The 16555-nt window shown below is 45.9% G+C and carries 19 protein-coding genes; 11 read left to right on the top strand and 8 right to left on the bottom strand.

Features of this window, described 5'->3' with window-relative positions:
• The 7 genes from EHQ17_RS11200 to EHQ17_RS11170 all read left to right on the top strand — a co-directional run bounded on the left by EHQ17_RS11200 (position 1) and on the right by EHQ17_RS11170 (position 6998).
• Positions 1-633: a 50S ribosomal protein L25/general stress protein Ctc gene (locus EHQ17_RS11200; protein WP_135594512.1), complete on the top strand. Its 633-nt coding sequence runs from the start codon at positions 1-3 to the stop codon at positions 631-633.
• 47 nt (positions 634-680) lie between these two features.
• Entirely contained in the window at positions 681-1244 is a 564-nt protein-coding gene (pth, locus tag EHQ17_RS11195) for an aminoacyl-tRNA hydrolase (protein ID WP_135594514.1), read from the top strand.
• A gap of 238 nt (positions 1245-1482) precedes the next feature.
• Positions 1483-3447, top strand: coding sequence for an ATP-dependent zinc metalloprotease FtsH (gene ftsH, locus EHQ17_RS11190; RefSeq protein WP_135594516.1), 1965 nt, complete (start codon positions 1483-1485; stop codon positions 3445-3447).
• Positions 3444-3914 carry an EVE domain-containing protein gene (locus tag EHQ17_RS11185; RefSeq protein ID WP_135594518.1) on the top strand — a complete coding sequence of 157 codons (471 nt, stop codon included), beginning with the start codon at positions 3444-3446 and terminating at the stop codon, positions 3912-3914. Before ftsH ends, EHQ17_RS11185 begins: the two co-directional genes overlap by 4 nt.
• Positions 3911-5968, top strand: coding sequence for a 7TM diverse intracellular signaling domain-containing protein (locus EHQ17_RS11180; protein WP_135594520.1), 2058 nt, complete (start codon positions 3911-3913; stop codon positions 5966-5968). The genes EHQ17_RS11185 and EHQ17_RS11180 overlap by 4 nt, the downstream gene beginning before the upstream one ends.
• A 51-nt stretch (positions 5969-6019) precedes the next feature.
• Positions 6020-6448, top strand: a complete 429-nt coding sequence (locus tag EHQ17_RS11175) for a hypothetical protein (RefSeq protein ID WP_135594522.1) — start codon at positions 6020-6022, stop codon at positions 6446-6448.
• Positions 6449-6539: 91 nt separating this feature from the next.
• On the top strand, positions 6540-6998 hold the full coding sequence (locus tag EHQ17_RS11170; RefSeq protein ID WP_135594524.1) for a hypothetical protein: 459 nt from the start codon (positions 6540-6542) through the stop codon (positions 6996-6998).
• 53 nt (positions 6999-7051) lie between these two features.
• Here the strand turns inward: EHQ17_RS11170 and EHQ17_RS11165 are convergent, their stop codons facing one another.
• The 5 genes from EHQ17_RS11165 to EHQ17_RS11145 form a co-directional block, all read right to left on the bottom strand.
• Positions 7052-7438, bottom strand: coding sequence for a hypothetical protein (locus tag EHQ17_RS11165; RefSeq protein WP_135594526.1), 387 nt, complete (start codon positions 7436-7438; stop codon positions 7052-7054).
• Positions 7439-7748: 310 nt separating this feature from the next.
• Positions 7749-9245 (bottom strand): polyamine aminopropyltransferase, encoded by a 1497-nt coding sequence (locus tag EHQ17_RS11160; protein ID WP_135594528.1) that lies wholly within the window; start codon positions 9243-9245, stop codon positions 7749-7751.
• Between the two features lie 6 nt (positions 9246-9251).
• Positions 9252-9446 (bottom strand): DUF4806 domain-containing protein, encoded by a 195-nt coding sequence (locus tag EHQ17_RS11155; protein ID WP_135594530.1) that lies wholly within the window; start codon positions 9444-9446, stop codon positions 9252-9254.
• Between the two features lie 85 nt (positions 9447-9531).
• A complete protein-coding gene (locus EHQ17_RS11150; RefSeq protein WP_135594532.1) occupies positions 9532-11574 on the bottom strand; it encodes a DUF4178 domain-containing protein in 2043 nt (680 codons plus the stop codon).
• A gap of 76 nt (positions 11575-11650) precedes the next feature.
• On the bottom strand, positions 11651-12460 hold the full coding sequence (locus tag EHQ17_RS11145) for an adhesin OmpL37 family surface protein (protein WP_135594838.1): 810 nt from the start codon (positions 12458-12460) through the stop codon (positions 11651-11653).
• A 385-nt stretch (positions 12461-12845) separates the two neighbouring features.
• Between EHQ17_RS11145 and EHQ17_RS11140 the strand changes: the two genes are divergently transcribed.
• From EHQ17_RS11140 to EHQ17_RS11125, 4 genes are all read left to right on the top strand, one after another.
• A complete protein-coding gene (locus EHQ17_RS11140; protein WP_135594840.1) occupies positions 12846-13157 on the top strand; it encodes a hypothetical protein in 312 nt (103 codons plus the stop codon).
• Positions 13154-13504, top strand: a complete 351-nt coding sequence (locus EHQ17_RS11135; protein WP_135594534.1) for an LIC10260 family lipoprotein — start codon at positions 13154-13156, stop codon at positions 13502-13504. The genes EHQ17_RS11140 and EHQ17_RS11135 overlap by 4 nt, the downstream gene beginning before the upstream one ends.
• A gap of 97 nt (positions 13505-13601) precedes the next feature.
• Complete coding sequence (locus tag EHQ17_RS11130) at positions 13602-14075, top strand: hypothetical protein (protein WP_135594536.1); 474 nt, start codon at positions 13602-13604, stop codon at positions 14073-14075.
• Complete coding sequence (locus tag EHQ17_RS11125) at positions 14072-14668, top strand: hypothetical protein (protein ID WP_135594538.1); 597 nt, start codon at positions 14072-14074, stop codon at positions 14666-14668. The genes EHQ17_RS11130 and EHQ17_RS11125 overlap by 4 nt, the downstream gene beginning before the upstream one ends.
• A 2-nt stretch (positions 14669-14670) precedes the next feature.
• Here EHQ17_RS11125 and EHQ17_RS11120 read toward each other — a convergent pair whose 3' ends face one another.
• The 3 genes from EHQ17_RS11120 to EHQ17_RS11110 form a co-directional block, all read right to left on the bottom strand.
• A complete protein-coding gene (locus EHQ17_RS11120; RefSeq protein ID WP_167881184.1) occupies positions 14671-15264 on the bottom strand; it encodes a class I SAM-dependent methyltransferase in 594 nt (197 codons plus the stop codon).
• 154 nt (positions 15265-15418) lie between these two features.
• Positions 15419-15799: a PilZ domain-containing protein gene (locus EHQ17_RS11115; protein WP_135594542.1), complete on the bottom strand. Its 381-nt coding sequence runs from the start codon at positions 15797-15799 to the stop codon at positions 15419-15421.
• A 7-nt stretch (positions 15800-15806) separates the two neighbouring features.
• On the bottom strand, positions 15807-16553 hold the full coding sequence (locus tag EHQ17_RS11110) for an NRDE family protein (protein WP_135594544.1): 747 nt from the start codon (positions 16551-16553) through the stop codon (positions 15807-15809).
• Positions 16554-16555 lie beyond the last annotated feature (2 nt).

Genomic DNA, 16555 nt, shown 5'->3' with positions numbered 1-16555 from the left:
ATGAGCCAAAACACTACTCACAAAATCGCGGTTAAAAAAAGAACGGAAACCGGTAAAAACGAAAACAATCGCCTTCGTGCGTCGGGAATGATTCCCGTAAATATCATCGGCGGCGGAGTTGCGACTTCCGGTTCGGTGAATGAAAAGGAACTGGAAAGGATGGTTCACTCCGGAATTCGTCAGTCCACTCTGATCGAACTCGACGTGGAAGGTCAAGGTCAGCAAAAAGTTTTCGTTAAGGAAATCCAAAGATTTCCGGAGATCGACAGAATCCGTCATGTGGATTTTTACAAAGTCGTTCCCGGTCAAAAGATCGTCACCAAGATAGGCATCGAAACCACCGGAATCGCAAAAGGTTCCAAAACCGGCGGTCAATTCGAACATATCATCCACGAACTCCGCGTTAAAACGATCCCCGAGGATCTGGTCGAAAACCTCACCATCGACGTCACCGATCTCGACGTGGGAGACGCGATCAAGATCAGCCAGTTGAAAGTTCCAGCGAGCTGGGAAATTTTGATCAACGGAGATCCGATCGTAACTTCGGTTAACAAAACCAAGGCGCTTCTTGCGGCCGAAAGAGCGGAAGCCAAAGGCGCAGGCGACGATAAGGCTAAGAAAGGAAAAAAATAAAACGGAACTTTCATCAGGTCTAATCTGATAAAAACAGATAGGTATTCATGAAGCTGATCGTCGGACTCGGGAATCCAGGAGATAGATACAACAACAATCGCTCCAATATCGGTTTCAAAATATTGGATGTTATCGCGAATAACATCAATGTTGAAATCAAGACCAAGAAGAAAAAATCCCTGATCGGCCGCGGAGATTTCGAAGGCGAAGAAGTCGTTCTTTTAAAACCGCAGACGTTCAGCGATCTTTCCGGCGAATCCGTTTTATACATCGCTTCCTTTTTAAAGATTCAAGTAGGGGAGATTTTGGTCATTCAAGAGGACTGGAATCTTACCCTCGGTAGAATCGTGGTCGATAAGGGAACCCAGGAAACGGATCATCCCGGAGTTAAGTCCATCATTCAATCGTTACGTTCCCCGAATTTTATCCGAATTCGGATCGGAATCCGCAACGAAGGTTTCGAGGGAAAAACGAGGGAATCCTTTTTGAAGGAAGATTTCGAACCGATGGAAAACCTAAGTCTCATCCAGATCATCAACGATGCGGAAGCTGCGATCCGTTCGATTTCTCTCGGAGATATCGACGACGTGATCGAAAAATATCATCTTTAAAATCGTCGCGTTTTTGTCGCGAAGGGCGGCGTTTTGTATCGCTCTGTTTTTGATCCGTAGGTTCGAATTTTCAAAGTCGCAGTAAAAAATTTCCAAGATTTGCCTCTTCTTTCGGATTCCGTTTCTACGTTTCGATCAATTCTTCCTTGCCTTTTTGAAGAAACGTGAAATGCTATCGGAAGGAACCTCTTGCCTGTTTTTTGTATCTCACAGGCGTCTAAGTTAACGGGAGAACTCCATGAACAAGAACTTGAAAAACGTATTCTTCGTCCTGATCATAATGATGGTCGTTTTGATCATCGCCTATAATTATGAAAATAACGCCGGCGCGACTAAGGATATCTCCTATTCCGATTTTTTGAATATGCTCGAACCGGTGGAGGGAAAAAAACCTCTCGGTAAGTTGTACAAAGGCAGCGTCGATAAGTACAATAAGATCCAAGTCGAAAAAGACGTGATCGAAGGTTTTTATATTCCTTCCGAATATTCCGAATCCAAAACGGCCAAACCCGTAAAGTTCAGAACGACGGTCGCTCCTTTGGACAAGGATCTGATCGCATCCTTAAGAAGAGCGAACGTATCGTTTGACGCGCGTTCGGCGGAAGAGGGAAAATTCTGGAGCGTTATCGGAAGCAACATTCTTCTCATCGTAATTTTGATCGGCCTTTTTTGGTTCATCATGATGCGACAGATTCAATCCACCGGAAACAAAGCCTTCTCTTTCGGTAAATCCAAAGCCAAGATGACCGTGGACCCGAAAGTAAAAGTCACTTTCGAAGACGTAGCGGGTTGCGAAGAGGCGAAAGAAGAACTTGTGGAAATCATAGAATTTCTCAAGGATCCGAAAAAGTTTCACGCGATCGGTGCTAGAATTCCCACCGGTGTTCTGTTAGTCGGTCCTCCCGGTACCGGTAAAACTTTGCTCGCAAGAGCGGTTGCGGGAGAAGCGGGAGTTCCGTTCTTCTCCATTTCCGGATCGGACTTCGTGGAAATGTTCGTCGGGGTCGGAGCTTCTCGGGTAAGAGATCTTTTCGATCAAGGGAAAAAGAATTCTCCTTGTATCATCTTTATCGATGAGATCGATGCGGTCGGTCGCCTAAGAGGAGCCGGTCTGGGAGGAGGCCACGACGAAAGGGAACAAACTCTCAACCAGATGCTCGTCGAGATGGACGGTTTCGAAAAGAACGAAGGTGTGATCGTGATGGCCGCCACCAACCGTGCGGACGTTTTAGATCCCGCTTTGCTCAGACCGGGCCGTTTTGACCGTCAAGTGATGGTCGATCTTCCGGATATCAAAGGCCGGGAAGAAATTCTCAAAGTGCATTCCCGTAAGGTTCCGATGACCAGCGATATTTCCCTTCATTCGATCGCAAGAGGAACCCCCGGTTTTACCGGAGCCGATCTCGCGAACCTCATCAACGAAGGCGCGTTACTCGCCGCTCGTAAGAATAAAAAACGAGTCACTCAGGAAGAACTCGAAGAAGCGCGCGATAAAGTGATGATGGGACCCGAAAGAAAATCGTTCTTCATTTCCGAAAAGGAAAAAGAGGTCATCGCGTATCACGAAGCGGGTCATGCGATTCTCGGAACCCTTCTTCCTTATACCGAACCGGTTCATAAGGTTACGATTATTCCGAGAGGACGCGCTCTCGGTCTTACACAATCTCTTCCTAAAGAAGACAAACACATTCTCCCTAAAACCTATTGGCTCGATCAGATCGTCGTTGCTATGGGAGGTTTTATCGCGGAGGAATTCAAGTTCGGAGTCACTTCCACTGGTTCGAGCAACGACATTCAACAGGCTTCTAACATCGCACGCAAAATGGTTTGTGAATGGGGAATGTCCGAAAAACTCGGGACCGTCAATTACAGCGGCGATCAAGCCAACGTGTTTGTCGGAAGGGACATGGGTCATAGCAGCAAATATTATTCGGAAGAATTCGCCGCGATGATCGACAAGGAAGTGCGGGACATCGTTCAAAGTTGTTTGAACAAAGGTCGGGATCTGGTTCGTAAAAACGCCTCTAAGTTTGAAGGTTTGGCGAAAGCGCTTCTCGCTAAGGAAACGATTTCGCACGAAGAGTTGATGGCGATCGTACATCCGGCCAACGAAGACGTCAAAAAAAAACCGGAAAAAACGGTGAAATCGAAAAAGCAAAACGGAATTAAAACGAATCCCGCTTATAACGCCGGAATGGAATGAATTACTGGCTTTTTAAGACAGAACCGGACGTTTTTTCGATCGACGATCTCTACAACGCTCCTTCCCGGATCGCGCCTTGGGAAGGGGTTAGAAATTATCAAGCGCGCAATTTCTTGCGTGACAGTATTCAAAAAGGGGATTTAGTTCTCTTTTACCATAGTAGGGCCAACCCCCTTTCCATCGTAGGAATCGCGGAAGTGGTGAAACCCGGTTATCCGGATCGTTTCGCGTTCGATCCTTCTCACAAATACTTCGATCCGAAGAGTAAGTTGGAGAAGCCTACCTGGTATATGGTGGATATCAAATTTAAAAAGAAATTCCCCGAACCTGTCACGATGGAAGAAATGAAAAAGCACAAACAACTGAAGAACATGGTGCTTCTGCAAAAAGGATCGCGCCTCTCCATTCAGCCCGTTTCTCCCGCCGAGTTTCAGTACATTCTGGGACTTGCGGGCGTGAAACTTTGAACCGCAAAATCCTATTCTTCGCGGTACTTCTGTGTGCGGGAATTTCCTCTCTTCTTTCCCAAACGGGTTTGCGCACGAAAAGTTCTTCGCTTACGAAAAAGAGCGTTTTCCTTCTTTCCGAAACGATGAACGGTGAATTCGTAGGAAAGTCCCTGCAAATTCTCGAAGACCCCGCAGATACGATTCGAATCCGGAATTTCAGCGATCCTTTTTTCAATCCGGATTGGGCGGACTTCGGAAAAGATTCCGTATCCAAGGGTTATACGCGCTCTTCTTTTTGGCTCCGTTTTAAAGCGAAACGGGAGGACGGCTTTACAGGTTTTCATACTTGGTTTTTGGAATTGGCCAATCCCGCCTCCGAGGAATTCAAACTTTATAAAAAAATTTCCGGTTTTCCGATTCGATACGAAGAGATCGAAAAAGAAAGGAGCGTCCGTTACTTTCATCCGGTTTATCGTCTCGTCGCTTCGAACTCCAATACGGAGGAATATCTGATCAAGGTTTCCACGAGAAGATCCTTGATTCTGAATCTAAAGGCCTGGACGGTCTACGAATTCCTCGAAAACGTCCAGATTCAAAACATACTTTTCGGTCTGTTTTTCGGCGCGATCCTGGTAATGCTCGTATATAACGGATTTGTGTTATTCACGGTTCGGGAAGCGGGTTATCTTTTTTACGTATTATACCTTTTATTTTTCATCCTTTGGCAGTTGTCGGTGACGGGGGTCGGCGTCCATTATCTTTATTTTCCGCTGAAATCGTGGAATGATCTGCTTGTGCCGTTCGCGTATCTCGCCATCGTTTTTTCCGTACAATTCACGAGATCGTTTCTTCATACGGATCGTAATACGAAGATATTGGATGTTATTCTGATCCTTTTTATGGTTCCCGGAATCGTGGGAGCCGTACTTTCCGTTTTTCCTATATTCTATTTTTGGAATATGCAGGCGTTGACTTTGTTGCCGATTTTTACTTCGGTGATCGTAATTTACGCCGGAACCGTCAGATATCGTCAAGGATACAGACCGGCCCGCTTTTTTCTACTGGCCTGGTCCGTTCTCGTCGTTTTTATCATGGCGACTGTTCTCCGGAATTTATCCGTTTTGCCGAGTAATCTATTCACGAATTGGGGATCATTGATCGGTTCCTTGTTCGAGATGACGCTTCTTTCCTTCGCCCTTGCGGATCGTTTTAAATCTCTTCAGGCCGAAAGTCTGCAGACGAGCATTGACGCATACGAAAATCAGATCAAACTTTCCGAGATCGAACAGGAGCTGAAGATCGCGAGAGAACTGCAGGAATCCATTCTTCCGGATAAACTTCCCAAGGTGGAAGGCGTCGAGTTGTCGGTTAGAATGGAATGCGCCAGTTCCGTCGGCGGAGATTTTTACGACTTTCACGATTACGGAAACGGCAAATTGGGAATTTTTATCAGCGACGTTTCCGGTCACGGAATTCCCGCGGCGATCATCGCATCGATGGTCAAACTCGCTTTTTCGATCGAAGTTAGAAAATCATCGGAGCCGGCCGACGTATTGAAGAACATCAACCGAGCATTGATGGGAAAATACGGAAAACATTTCATCACAGCGGCTTATCTTGTCATTGATATGAAAAAAGGGGTCGTCGTCTATTCGAACGCGGGTCATCCTCCCATAGCCATTCTCAATCGTTCGCGCGGGGAATTTCGGGAGATATTTCTGCCCGGTTGGATTATGGGATTGGACGGGAATTTAAAGAACGGACAAATGATCATTCCGATCAAAGCCGACGATCGGATCGTTTTGTTTACCGACGGCGTCACCGAGGCGAGAAATAAGTTCGGTCAATTATTCGGTTATCAGAGATTTTACGAACTTCTAAAATCCAATTCCGGCGCGACGGGAAAAGTTCTGAATCAACTCGTGTTCGAAACGGTAAAAGGTTGGTCGGGTCGAGGGGATCAGTTCGAGGACGATATAACCTTGATGATCCTCGACCTGAACGGTTCGGTGCAACGAACGGAGAATCCTTCGGGTTTTTCGAATCGGGAAACGACCAAAACGGGCGGTTGAATTTTGTTTTTACGTTTGCCGAAATTCTTTCCGGGAACATTATCGACGGATATGAAACGAATCCTTGTAATTCAGATAATTCTAATATTCTTTTTTTCTTGTAGCGCGAGGCCGAGTCAAATTCAGAGTATAAATTCCGATCGCCCCGAGACAGGAATTTATTTAAAGGCGATCTATCACAATTCGCAAGCGGGTTTGCTATTTTCGGGAATGGAAATGAGAGTCGATAAAAATCCCGTCAAGGAATTCAGATACGCTATTCTGGAATTTTTGGAACTTAAGCCGGGAAAACACGAATTCAATCTAAGAATGAATTACGGAACCGCATCCGGCTCCGGCATCGTAACCGGTTGTTTCGAATTGAAACCCGGACAACAGTTGTTTTTCAAATACGCGGCTCCTCTTTTGACGACTTCCCCCGGTCAATTGGAGATCGAGGATTTACAGACGAGGGAAATCGTCCCATTTTCCTGTCCGTAAAAAAAGGATCGGGTCCGTTTTCGAAAACGGATCGAATACAATCTATGGAAAGAATGATCGTAGATCGTTCCCGAAAAAATTAAGGTAAAGAATGACTAAAAAAGTTCTATTGATGTCCGGAATTCTTCTTTTGACGGCTTGCGGATTAAAACAAACTCGCTCGGTGCCGTCGGATCCGGTTTCCCATTTGACTCGGATCCCCGGAAAAACCGGGATTTATCTGGAAGGAACGTCGCGTCCTTTTTTTTCTACCAGCGTTTATCGTACTTCCATCAAGTTGAACGAGACCGAAGAACATAGGATCAAATATTCTTCCGAAACGTTCGTTGAGTTGAAACCTGGCGCCTACGAATTCAAACTTCTTCTGACGGATCGGAGTAACTTCGTAGCCGAATCCGCTACGGTTGCCGGCTGTTTTCAATTGAAGGCGGATCAGCAGTTGTATTTGGAATATTTACCGCCGGAGTTGGTCGCTTTGGGGCCTGCTTCGTTTAAACTGATCGATGTGGAAACCAAGGAGCCGGTTCCTACAGCGACACCTTGTAAATAAGACTTTGAAATTCGACCGGGGGCTTTCGTTTCCCCGATCGAATTTTAGTTCAACTACTTTAGATTTTTTAAATATTCTACCAGGTCGCTCGAAATTTGAACCGGTCTTTTTCTGTAGGTCTTTTTATATTCCTTTTTAAATTCCTTATGACAAGTTTTGCAGGATTGTTCGTAGTCTTTGGACTTAATCGCCTCCTGGGAAATTTCCGTCCATTTCGCTTTTTGATCTTCGAGTGCGAGATTGGGGATTTCCGCGAGGATTTTCTCTATGTATTCCGGATTCCCCTTTTTCGCGGCCTTTAACGCCTTTTTCGGATAATCTTCCATAAAGTCGTGGACTGTGGTTTCGATCTTACGCTCTGGACCGGCCTGTAAGGAGATCGTGCAAAGAGCGACTAACGCGAGTAGGGGAAGTAAGGTATTGAATCTGTTTTTTTTCATGAACCCTCGATTTTTCTGAGATAGGAAAAAATTTTCCGATTTTAGATTCTTCTTTTTACGGAAATTTGTCAACCTTATCCGGCGAGCTGCAATTCGCGAAAACGTCTATTCCGTTTTTTGAAAGTTGTTCGTAGGAATTACGGCGAAATACAATTCTAAAAAGGATCGACAAAACGGCTATTTTCGTGTAAAGGAAAATTCGGCGATTTATCCCACGGACCCGCCTCCTCCACCCAATTTCGGGGCGGGGCGGGGCCGATATCACGGAAAAATCGTCGGAATTACGGTGATACGGTGATCTCCTTCGTTCTTAATCCAAGATCCGATTCCACTCCCGATCGTAATACCGAACCAACGCCTGATTGTCCAAACGATTGATTTCGACCGGAACTTTCGACATGTCTTGGGGAAACGTCCGGATCGATTCGAGTTCGTCTTCGTTGATGAATTTCAGATCGTCCGGAAATTCCCTTTTCATCCGGATCGGTTTTTGACCAGCAAGGACGAATCCCCATTCTCCAAAGGAAGGAACATAGACGTGTAGGGGAAGTGTGTGAAAGCCCACCGAAGATATCGTACGTTCTATACACCAAAAAGAAGAGCGCGCAAATAAAGGAGAAGTGGATTGAATCTCCAAAACCGAAGTTTCATTCATCCTTCTTTTGAGGACTTGAAAGAAGGCGGTTGTATAAAGTTTTCCTAATGAAAAATTACTCGGATCCGGAAAATCTATGATTACAACGTCGAAAATCCGTTCCTCGTTTTCAAGCCATACGAACGCATCCCCGTTGATCACTTCAACCTTCGGATTTTTCAAACTTTTCCCGTTTAATCCGTTTAAAACTCCGTGATTAGAAAACAGATCCGTAATAGCAGGATCCAAATCCACCAACGTGACCGATTCCACACTTTCATGTTTAAGAATTTCCCGGACCGCTAATCCGTCTCCACCGCCTAACACGAGAATACGTTTCGGTCTGGGATGAGCAAGCAACGCGGGATGAACCAAAGTTTCGTGATAACGATATTCGTCCCTTGAGGAAAATTGTAGATGTCCGTTTAAAAAAAGCCTAATCTCGTTTTTCCAACGGGTCACTATGATTCTCTGGAATTGGGATTGTTTGGAAAGAATGATCTCGTCCGTATACAAAGATTCTTCGCTGTAATACGTGATCAGATCGGAAAAGGAAAAGCCGATAACTAAGAGCGTTAAAACGATCACGGCTTGCGTCCTAAGTAGGAGCATTCTGGAAAATTTTAAAGGTAAGGCCCAAGTCCCCCAGAGGGCGACGCCTACATTCAATATTCCGAATACGAATCCGGTTCTCACAAGGCCTAATTTCGGCGCGAAAAAAATGGGAAAGGAGATCGAAGCCAATAAAGCTCCGACGTAATCTAAGCTGAGAACTCTGGAGACTAATTCCTTAAACTGTAATTCCTTCTTCAGGATTCGCAGAAGTATGGGAATTTCCAACCCTACTAGAATTCCTATCAAAACTACGATCAAAAATAGAGGGACTTGAAAAAACCTTATATGTCCGAAACTTAAATAAAGAATAGAAGAGCTAAAACCCCCCGTTAGGCCGATCGCGAGTTCGATCTCGAGGAATTTGGGTATTAGGTCCTTTTCCAGAAATTTGGACAGCCACGAACCCACTCCCATTGAGAAAAGATAGGTTCCGATGATCAGGGAAAATTGAGTGACGGTTTCACCTAAAAGATAGGAAGCGACCGTTCCAGCTAACAGCTCGTAGACGAGCCCGCAGGAGGAGATGATAAGTACGGAAATGTAAAGGGCGGTTTGCAAAAAAGATCACTTCCCTCCGGAATAACGCATAAAATTCAAATAATGAGAACGATAAACTCCCGGATTTTCCCGAACCGTTTTAGGGACGTTTTCCACCTCGTCCACGTCGTTCGAGCCCCCTCCGTAGAAGTTCGAATAAGTCAAATAACCGGTGAGCCAAAGCACATAAACCGGATATAACATCTTTTTAATCAAATCCATTCCTTTCCTCCTTTGTGATTGCGACCGTTCCTATCGCGCGTCTTTCCGATCGATGCGGAAAATCTCCGATGTTCGATTCGCCCGCCTAATCGTCATAAGATGAAGAGTCGTCATCGTCGTCCGATCCGGAGCTAACCGGAGCAAAATCGCTTTTTTCGTTTCGCGATCCCTCGAAGGAGAAACTCCGTAGAAAAGAATAGGGGACCGGTAACCAAATTCCCAGTAAAAATAGGAAATAATAAAATGACTGATCTACGTCCCTTCGGACCGAAAGAAACACGTCCGTTCCTTTTCCGACGGGAAAATCCGATTCCGATTCCAATCTCAGATAATATTCCCCTCCGGGGACTTCTCCGATAACGACGTCCGCGGACTTACTTCCTTCGCTCCAACTTTCCCCGTCTTCGACCCCTTCGTAATAACTCACTTCCAGGCCGGTGTCGTATGCGACGTCGGTTTGTGTATTGATCAAAGCGAGAGAATAGTAGATATAACGGTTGGAAAGATCCGGAACGTTCAATTTGATTTGGACGTTTTGTCTGGAGCTTCCTTCCAATTGAAACGTTTCCGTAACGAAGGACGGATCCGTAGTTCCTCCGGGAGCGGGATTGCGCGCGTAAAAAAACTGCTTGGAAAGGACTTCTTTGTCTTGAGCGTTCAGGCAGAAACCGATCTGGACGATGAGCATGATCGCCGAAATAAATGCAGCTAATTTAATATTCCGTTTTTTTAATTTTTCATATGGGTTCGGTTGAACTATTCCGATTCCGATCGGAGAAGGCAGATCCACTTCTCCTTGAATCGCTTTGGCCAGGTCGTTCCTGGAAATATATTCCCCTATCGACCAGAATATTTCGGTTTTCGTATTTTCCGAGGACAACATACGAGGCGGGGCTATAAAATCGGAAAGTTCCGCCGTATCCTCCGCGTTGATTTTGTAATAGAATTCCCCGAAGGCGAAATCGACTCCTGCGGTCGAAGAGTTGAACAGTTTGAATTCCTCGTTTTGAAACGTCTTTCTTGCGGGGTACGCGTTCTGGACCGTCCTCGGAATCACGGGAGTCGGTTCGAACAGGGTCCAATGTCCGTCGGTTTCGTTGAGCCAAAAATAACCGCCCGTATAATGCAGAAGATATTCCGTCCATGGAAAAATTTCTCCGTGCGAATGGACGGATTTTTTGACCACTCCCAAAACTTCGCACTCCTTTCCCTTTAGGTTCAGTTTCGTTCCGGGCGGAAGGAACACACGATCCTTGATGATCTCCTGAAATTTGGAAAGGATCTTCAATTCTTTTCTAGTCGTGTCCATTACGGTTCCACAATATTCGCAAGCGACGGATTGGGAAAAGTCGGGACTTCTCTGACTTAAAGACGCGCCGCAGCCTAAACATTGTACCGCCTTGGCCTGGTCTATTTTTTGAAAACCGGTAAACGCCTTCGGGTCCCTCAGATTGATGAATTCGATCTGGTCGAAGGAATAGATCTTTCCCTTAAAGTAAAGGGGAGGAGTATGAGAATAATCTAATGTAGCAAACCAACCCTGATCGTTTGCTAGATCCAAAAGAACCGAAGTGCTTCCGGTTTGAAATCCTATCGGCAATTCGCCTTCTCCTGCGATACAGGTGGCAAGGCCGATTTCCCGGATCATCCAGAGATCGTTTTCCACTTCGAGAGTTTCTCCGGCGCGTAACAGTTGTTTGGCGTTTTGAGCCGTCGTGAAATAAACATCCGGAGGCGAGTTCAAATCCCGAACCTGGTCGTGTTCGGGAAACTTCTGCTTTGAGGAAGTGGGTCTGAGTTCCGTAAGCATATATTGACCCTGAGCTTCCGCAAGCCAAACCGATCTTCCGTCCGGAGTGATCGCGTGCCATTCGTTCCAAGTGCCGAGAGAATATTTTTGCTGAATGCGTCCGACGATACGAAAGCCGATGCCGTCCTTGGTTTTACCCGAAGTTCTTATCTGAATCGGAGAAAGATCCGGGACGAGATCGCCGGCTTTACCCAGACTTTCCAAGGATTGATTTTTTTGAAGGGTGAGGGTTTTGCAATTCGGACAAACTCCGTAAATCGCAACCTTACTTTGAAACGGTACGGGTGCTCCGCAGTTGGGACAACTCAGTTCTAACACAAGGATCGGTTGTATCCAAGAGAGAATTCCTTGTCATCTGAATTTCGAAACGACCCCGCGGAAAAAATCGACCGGATCAACGTTTCGCTTTTCTTCTCGCGCGAAGATACGCCGCGTCTATCTCTCCGAGAGGTTTTTCCAACTCTTCGAGGGCGGGATCCTGCCAGTAGGTGTCGTACAGATTTTCCCCCGAATAAGCGTGGAAGTGGTTGTCGAAATGAATCCGGGCGAATTCGTCCTTTCTCGAAAACATGGCTCTGTTGATTTCGTTTAATATTCCCAGGAAGTCCTCGCTTTCCGGATCGGACGGAAAATCCGAAAGATATTCCATCGAAAGAAGGACGACGTATTTCCTGGATTGTTTCAGCAACTTTAAAGATTCATAAAGTAATTCGAGTTTGATCGGCTGCAAATACGGGCGTGTGTTGTCGGAGATCAGCTTTTTCTGTTCCGCGGAAGCGAGTTCGCGATAACCCAATTCGAGGTGTTTTTTCGGTTTTGCCTCCGTTCCTCGAATCGCATAATATCCGAGAAAGCCGAGTTCGGAGCGCACAGTTTTTTTTCCTGATTCGATCAAAGTCGAATAAAGGATCACGAGTAAATCCTGCGTCCGTTTGAGTTCCGAGTAGGAACGTTCCAAATCGAATTGGAGGTACAGCTGATTAGTTTCGACGTGATGTTGAATGATCCTTTTGTAAAGTGCTTTGTCGGCTTCCGTTCCCAAATTGGATACGGAACTGTTCAAGGCCTTGATGAGAAACTCGTTCGTCTTGAGTCCCTTTTCCACGCGGACCAAATGTGTCGCGCCGTTGCTGGCAAGGTCGGCGAAGACGGAGGCGGGTGCGCAAAGACATACTACGATAAGAATTCCGAATCCCGCTCTCATAGTATAATTTTCGGGAAATCGAATCTCTAAATTCAATGCCGGGCCGAAATAATGCGGATTTCCCTTTTTTTAGGGTTATGTCGATTGATGGAGCGAATCGTTCTACGGGTAAATTCGTCGCAATCTTAGGAAGGCTATTCTTTTGCGGTTCCGATTATAATTCGAACGAATGAATTCGGAAAATTCGGTCGTTTGTACCGGGTTCGTTCTTTGTTTTTAAAGCATTCAATAAATTGAATATTATGAATAAAAAATAAACGATGTATCGAATCCAATTGAAATTTTTCACGGGTTTTTGCATCGTCTTCGAAAAAACTTTACGAGGGACGAAATGAATTACGTTCGAAATCGAATCGATTGGAAGAGGATCGTTTTATTTTGTTGGATGACGGCCTTTATTTCCTTTTGCAGCAGCGTGCAGAAGGTATACCTGCTTTCCTACGGTGATTGGGAGGGAAAAACGATTCCCGAAGTCGCTTCTTTGGCGACTTTAGGCGAATTCAAATCCGGCGAGGATTGCGGCATCAAACACAGTCTTTCCCGTGCTTTCGCGAACGCTTTGGAAAATTCCGGTTACGATACGATTTTGGACGCGGAAGTTACACACTCAACGGGAGTTTGGGTTCCGTTCAACTGCGTCTCTGTTCGGGGATTGGCGATTCAAAGCCAGAAAATCCGCAAAGGAGCGAATCGATGAAATCACTTTCAATTATCTTAATATTTCTTTGTACGTTTACTTTCTGTTCTTCTCCGGCTCCGAAACGAATTTCCTATCTTTCTATGGAAAGACCGAAAGGAGAAATTAGGACCGGAAATTCGAAATCCGCGGAGTTCGATAGATTTAAGATAGGATTCGTTTATTGGGGACCCGTTCGTTTGGATTCGTATCTGAAGGAAGCGGAAATCAAAAGCGGCGCATCCGTATTACGGAACGTTGATCTTGTCTTTCGGGCTCCGTTTTGTATTCTCCCTTTGGCGCCTTTGCTCTGTTTTGCGAAGTATTCGGTCGTCGTCGGCGTCGAGGATTCACCCGATTCGTTTTAGAAAGCAAGAGGCTCGGCTTCGTTAGCGATCGGATTTCGTCGGTTATCTGCGCCTTTTTTTGTTTGCTTTTCGATGTCGCTTTAGCATAATCTAAAGAATGAATCTGCCTTCGACGTTGTTTCTGCTCGTTCCGATTTTGTTCGTGTTCTTTTGTGCTCCCGGATCGGATTCGGATGGAGGAGACCTGCTTTACGTTTTGTCGAGCACCCTTCAGCGTCAGGCTTTTTGCGAGTATCCGGGAGCGATCCGGGTGGAAAACTACGGGGAATGTTTTCATCCGGTTGGGGAGAATATGATTTTGGACGGAAATACGGACGAGCCGGTTTCCGGTACTACGGTTTCTGCGGGCACAGTATTGAAATGCCTCATGGAAGGCGGAGGCGCCGGACTTTGGTACGATTACGATCCGGTCAAGGCGGATTCCAAACAACCCTTGTCGATCGTAAGTTCGGATTATTTGAGTTATTTTCCCCTTCGTTTGGTCGGATATCCTCCCGGTAGGACGTTCGCCTGCGTTCCCGAAGCGGGAAGTTTAATACGTGCGTTTCAAAAAATCGGTTCGGTTCCATGAAGATTATTTATTTTGTATATTCAAAAATTAGAATTTATAGGAAAACCGAAAAAGCGAAGAATTCGGGGATCGTATCGATTTTCCTTTTTTCGTTCCTTTGTTTGGCGGCCTGCGAGAACGGATCGCTCCGAGATACGTATCAACGAAAAACCAAATCGGCTTGGGATTTCGACGACGATTTGTTATATCTCGTTACGCATTCGGTTTCGTATTCCCGGGTTTATACGCCGTTTCGTTGTAGCGGGGACGGACAATTACAATCCTCGTTTCAAACGTGTTACGTTCCAGGAGCGGGAAATCAGATTTTCGATGCCGCGACGAACAATCCGATCAACGCGACTAACGTGAGCATAAACACAGATCTGCATTGTAAGTGCGCGGGTCGCGACATCGTAGACGGTTCCTCCTGGTATGTTTACCGGGAAGAAGCAACCGCGTTAGGCGAAATGCTTTCCGAAGCGAGTGACGCGTATCTGACACAAACCTATCCGCAGACCTTAACGGGTTATCCTGCGGGAATCAAATTCGTCTGTATGCCCAGTTTTTGTAGGAAGACAAATCCAACGTATCAGATCATCGAATCCGTTCCGTGATTTCAGATCGATTCGTAAATCGCCTGATAAAAGGGTAACGTGTCGCGGAATCGATCCTCTTCTAAAAGACGGAATCCTGCGGCTCGTACGAGGGAAACGGGTTCACGATCCAAATTACAACCTTGTGCGAACCGCGTCCAAAACGGATTCAAAGTTTTCTGGAGAATTCTACCCGCCGAGGTCGAGGCACGGACGTGTTCGAGCAAAAGCAGCTTTCCCCCTTTTTTTAATCTGGATTTCGCGAACCGAATCGCATATTCGGGATCGGGTACGGTGCAAAGTACCAAAGTAAATACGACCGCATCGACGCTGTTAGGCGGAACGAGATTTTCCAACTCCGGATCTCCTATTCCCAATGTTGCGGTACGGATTTCCGGCGAAGATCCGGCGTTTCGAGAAAAGCCGAGGGAAGTCATCCGTTCTTCCGCCTTTTGCATCATGGATCGCGAGGGTTCAATCGCTAAGACATCGGCGCCGGGAGAATAGAGTGGAAAGTTGATTCCGGTTCCGCTTCCTACCTCAAGAATTTTTCCTCGTAAGGGACGCAACAACCGTTTCCGTCTGTGAAGTAAAACGGTCGTTTCGATACGATTCATAAATCGATCGTAAAAACGAGCAAACAATCGTGCGTATAAGGTTTCTGGAAGTGCGGAGTCTCGGGAAGAACACATGGAATGAATTCTTCTCCGTTATAAAACGGCAATCAATCTAAAAAAAGAAAACGATTTCGATTTTGAAAAAAGGGGAAACTCAGTTGAGCTTCTTTTCTTTTTCGAAGAATTTTTTATGGATCAGTTCCTGGATTTCATTCCTATTTTCGTCTGCGATATTCACGAAGATGCTGTTGGCTTTTTTTCCGGAAGAACGAATGATCTCCGCTTCCAAGGTCATGTCTTTTCCGTTGATTTTCGTATGAAGATGAATCCTATCTCCTTCGAACACGGTCATTCTGGAATCGATCGCGACTCCTCCGGTTCCGATGTCGAGAATCGTGACAGGATAACGTTCCTTTTTTCCTTGGATGGAGATTTCTGCGTCTAAGGTGATCTTAACTCTTGCGTTCTTTCTCTTTTGAAGAGCCGGATCTCTATATTCAAAAGAATCGTCGAATAAGGACTTCGTGCCTGCCATGGGATCACTATTCAAGCACCGAAAAATCCGTCAAAGTCAAATTGACCGAGGTCGGTTCCGGCGACTCGCACGGTTGTCCTTCCTGGTATGTAAGAGTCAACGTGTTCTCCGCGATCACGACCTCCGTTTTGGAAACGGTATGCGCGTCTTTTCGGTGCATACAAGGAGAAAGCGCTCCTTTTTCGGGAAGATGCGCCGTTAGAAAACGTTTCGATAAATCCAGAAATCCGTTTCTATCCGTAGGCTTTTGCGGCAAAAAACTCTCTCTAAAAACCGCTTCTCTGGAAATCTGAGCCTTGGGTCCCTGCGTAAAGGAACTTCCGAGTATAAAATAAGAATCCCGATTTTCCGATACGGAATAATCCTTTCCGTCCCAGACGAAAATAGAAGTTTTATCGAGATCGATCCGGATCAGTTTGAACGGATAAAAATCCGCAAGCCGTTCCGCTTGGAGGGTTTCCGGTCGCACTTCGTTTAACAAACAGGAGCGTACGAGAAGACCTCGACTCGTCGGATTCCGCAGAAGTTTCAACGTTGCCTCGTAGTAATTCAAAAGGCAGAAGATTTCGCGCGACGAGTTGGCGCCGATCCAAGTTCCTCCGTAATCTCCGTCCAAAGGAGCGATCGCCAGTTGCGGAGAATTTCCGAAAACCGTAGGAGGCAAAGCGGGTTTCCGTTTTACGGATTCGTCTCGATTGAATCCCAATCCGAATAATCGTTGTTCGACGTTTCTGTGAATGATCGCGGTGCACATGA

The organism is Leptospira gomenensis, assembly GCF_004770155.1.
GTDB classification, from domain to species: Bacteria; Spirochaetota; Leptospiria; order Leptospirales; family Leptospiraceae; genus Leptospira; species Leptospira gomenensis.
This window is presented reverse-complemented; position numbering and strand designations above follow the sequence as displayed.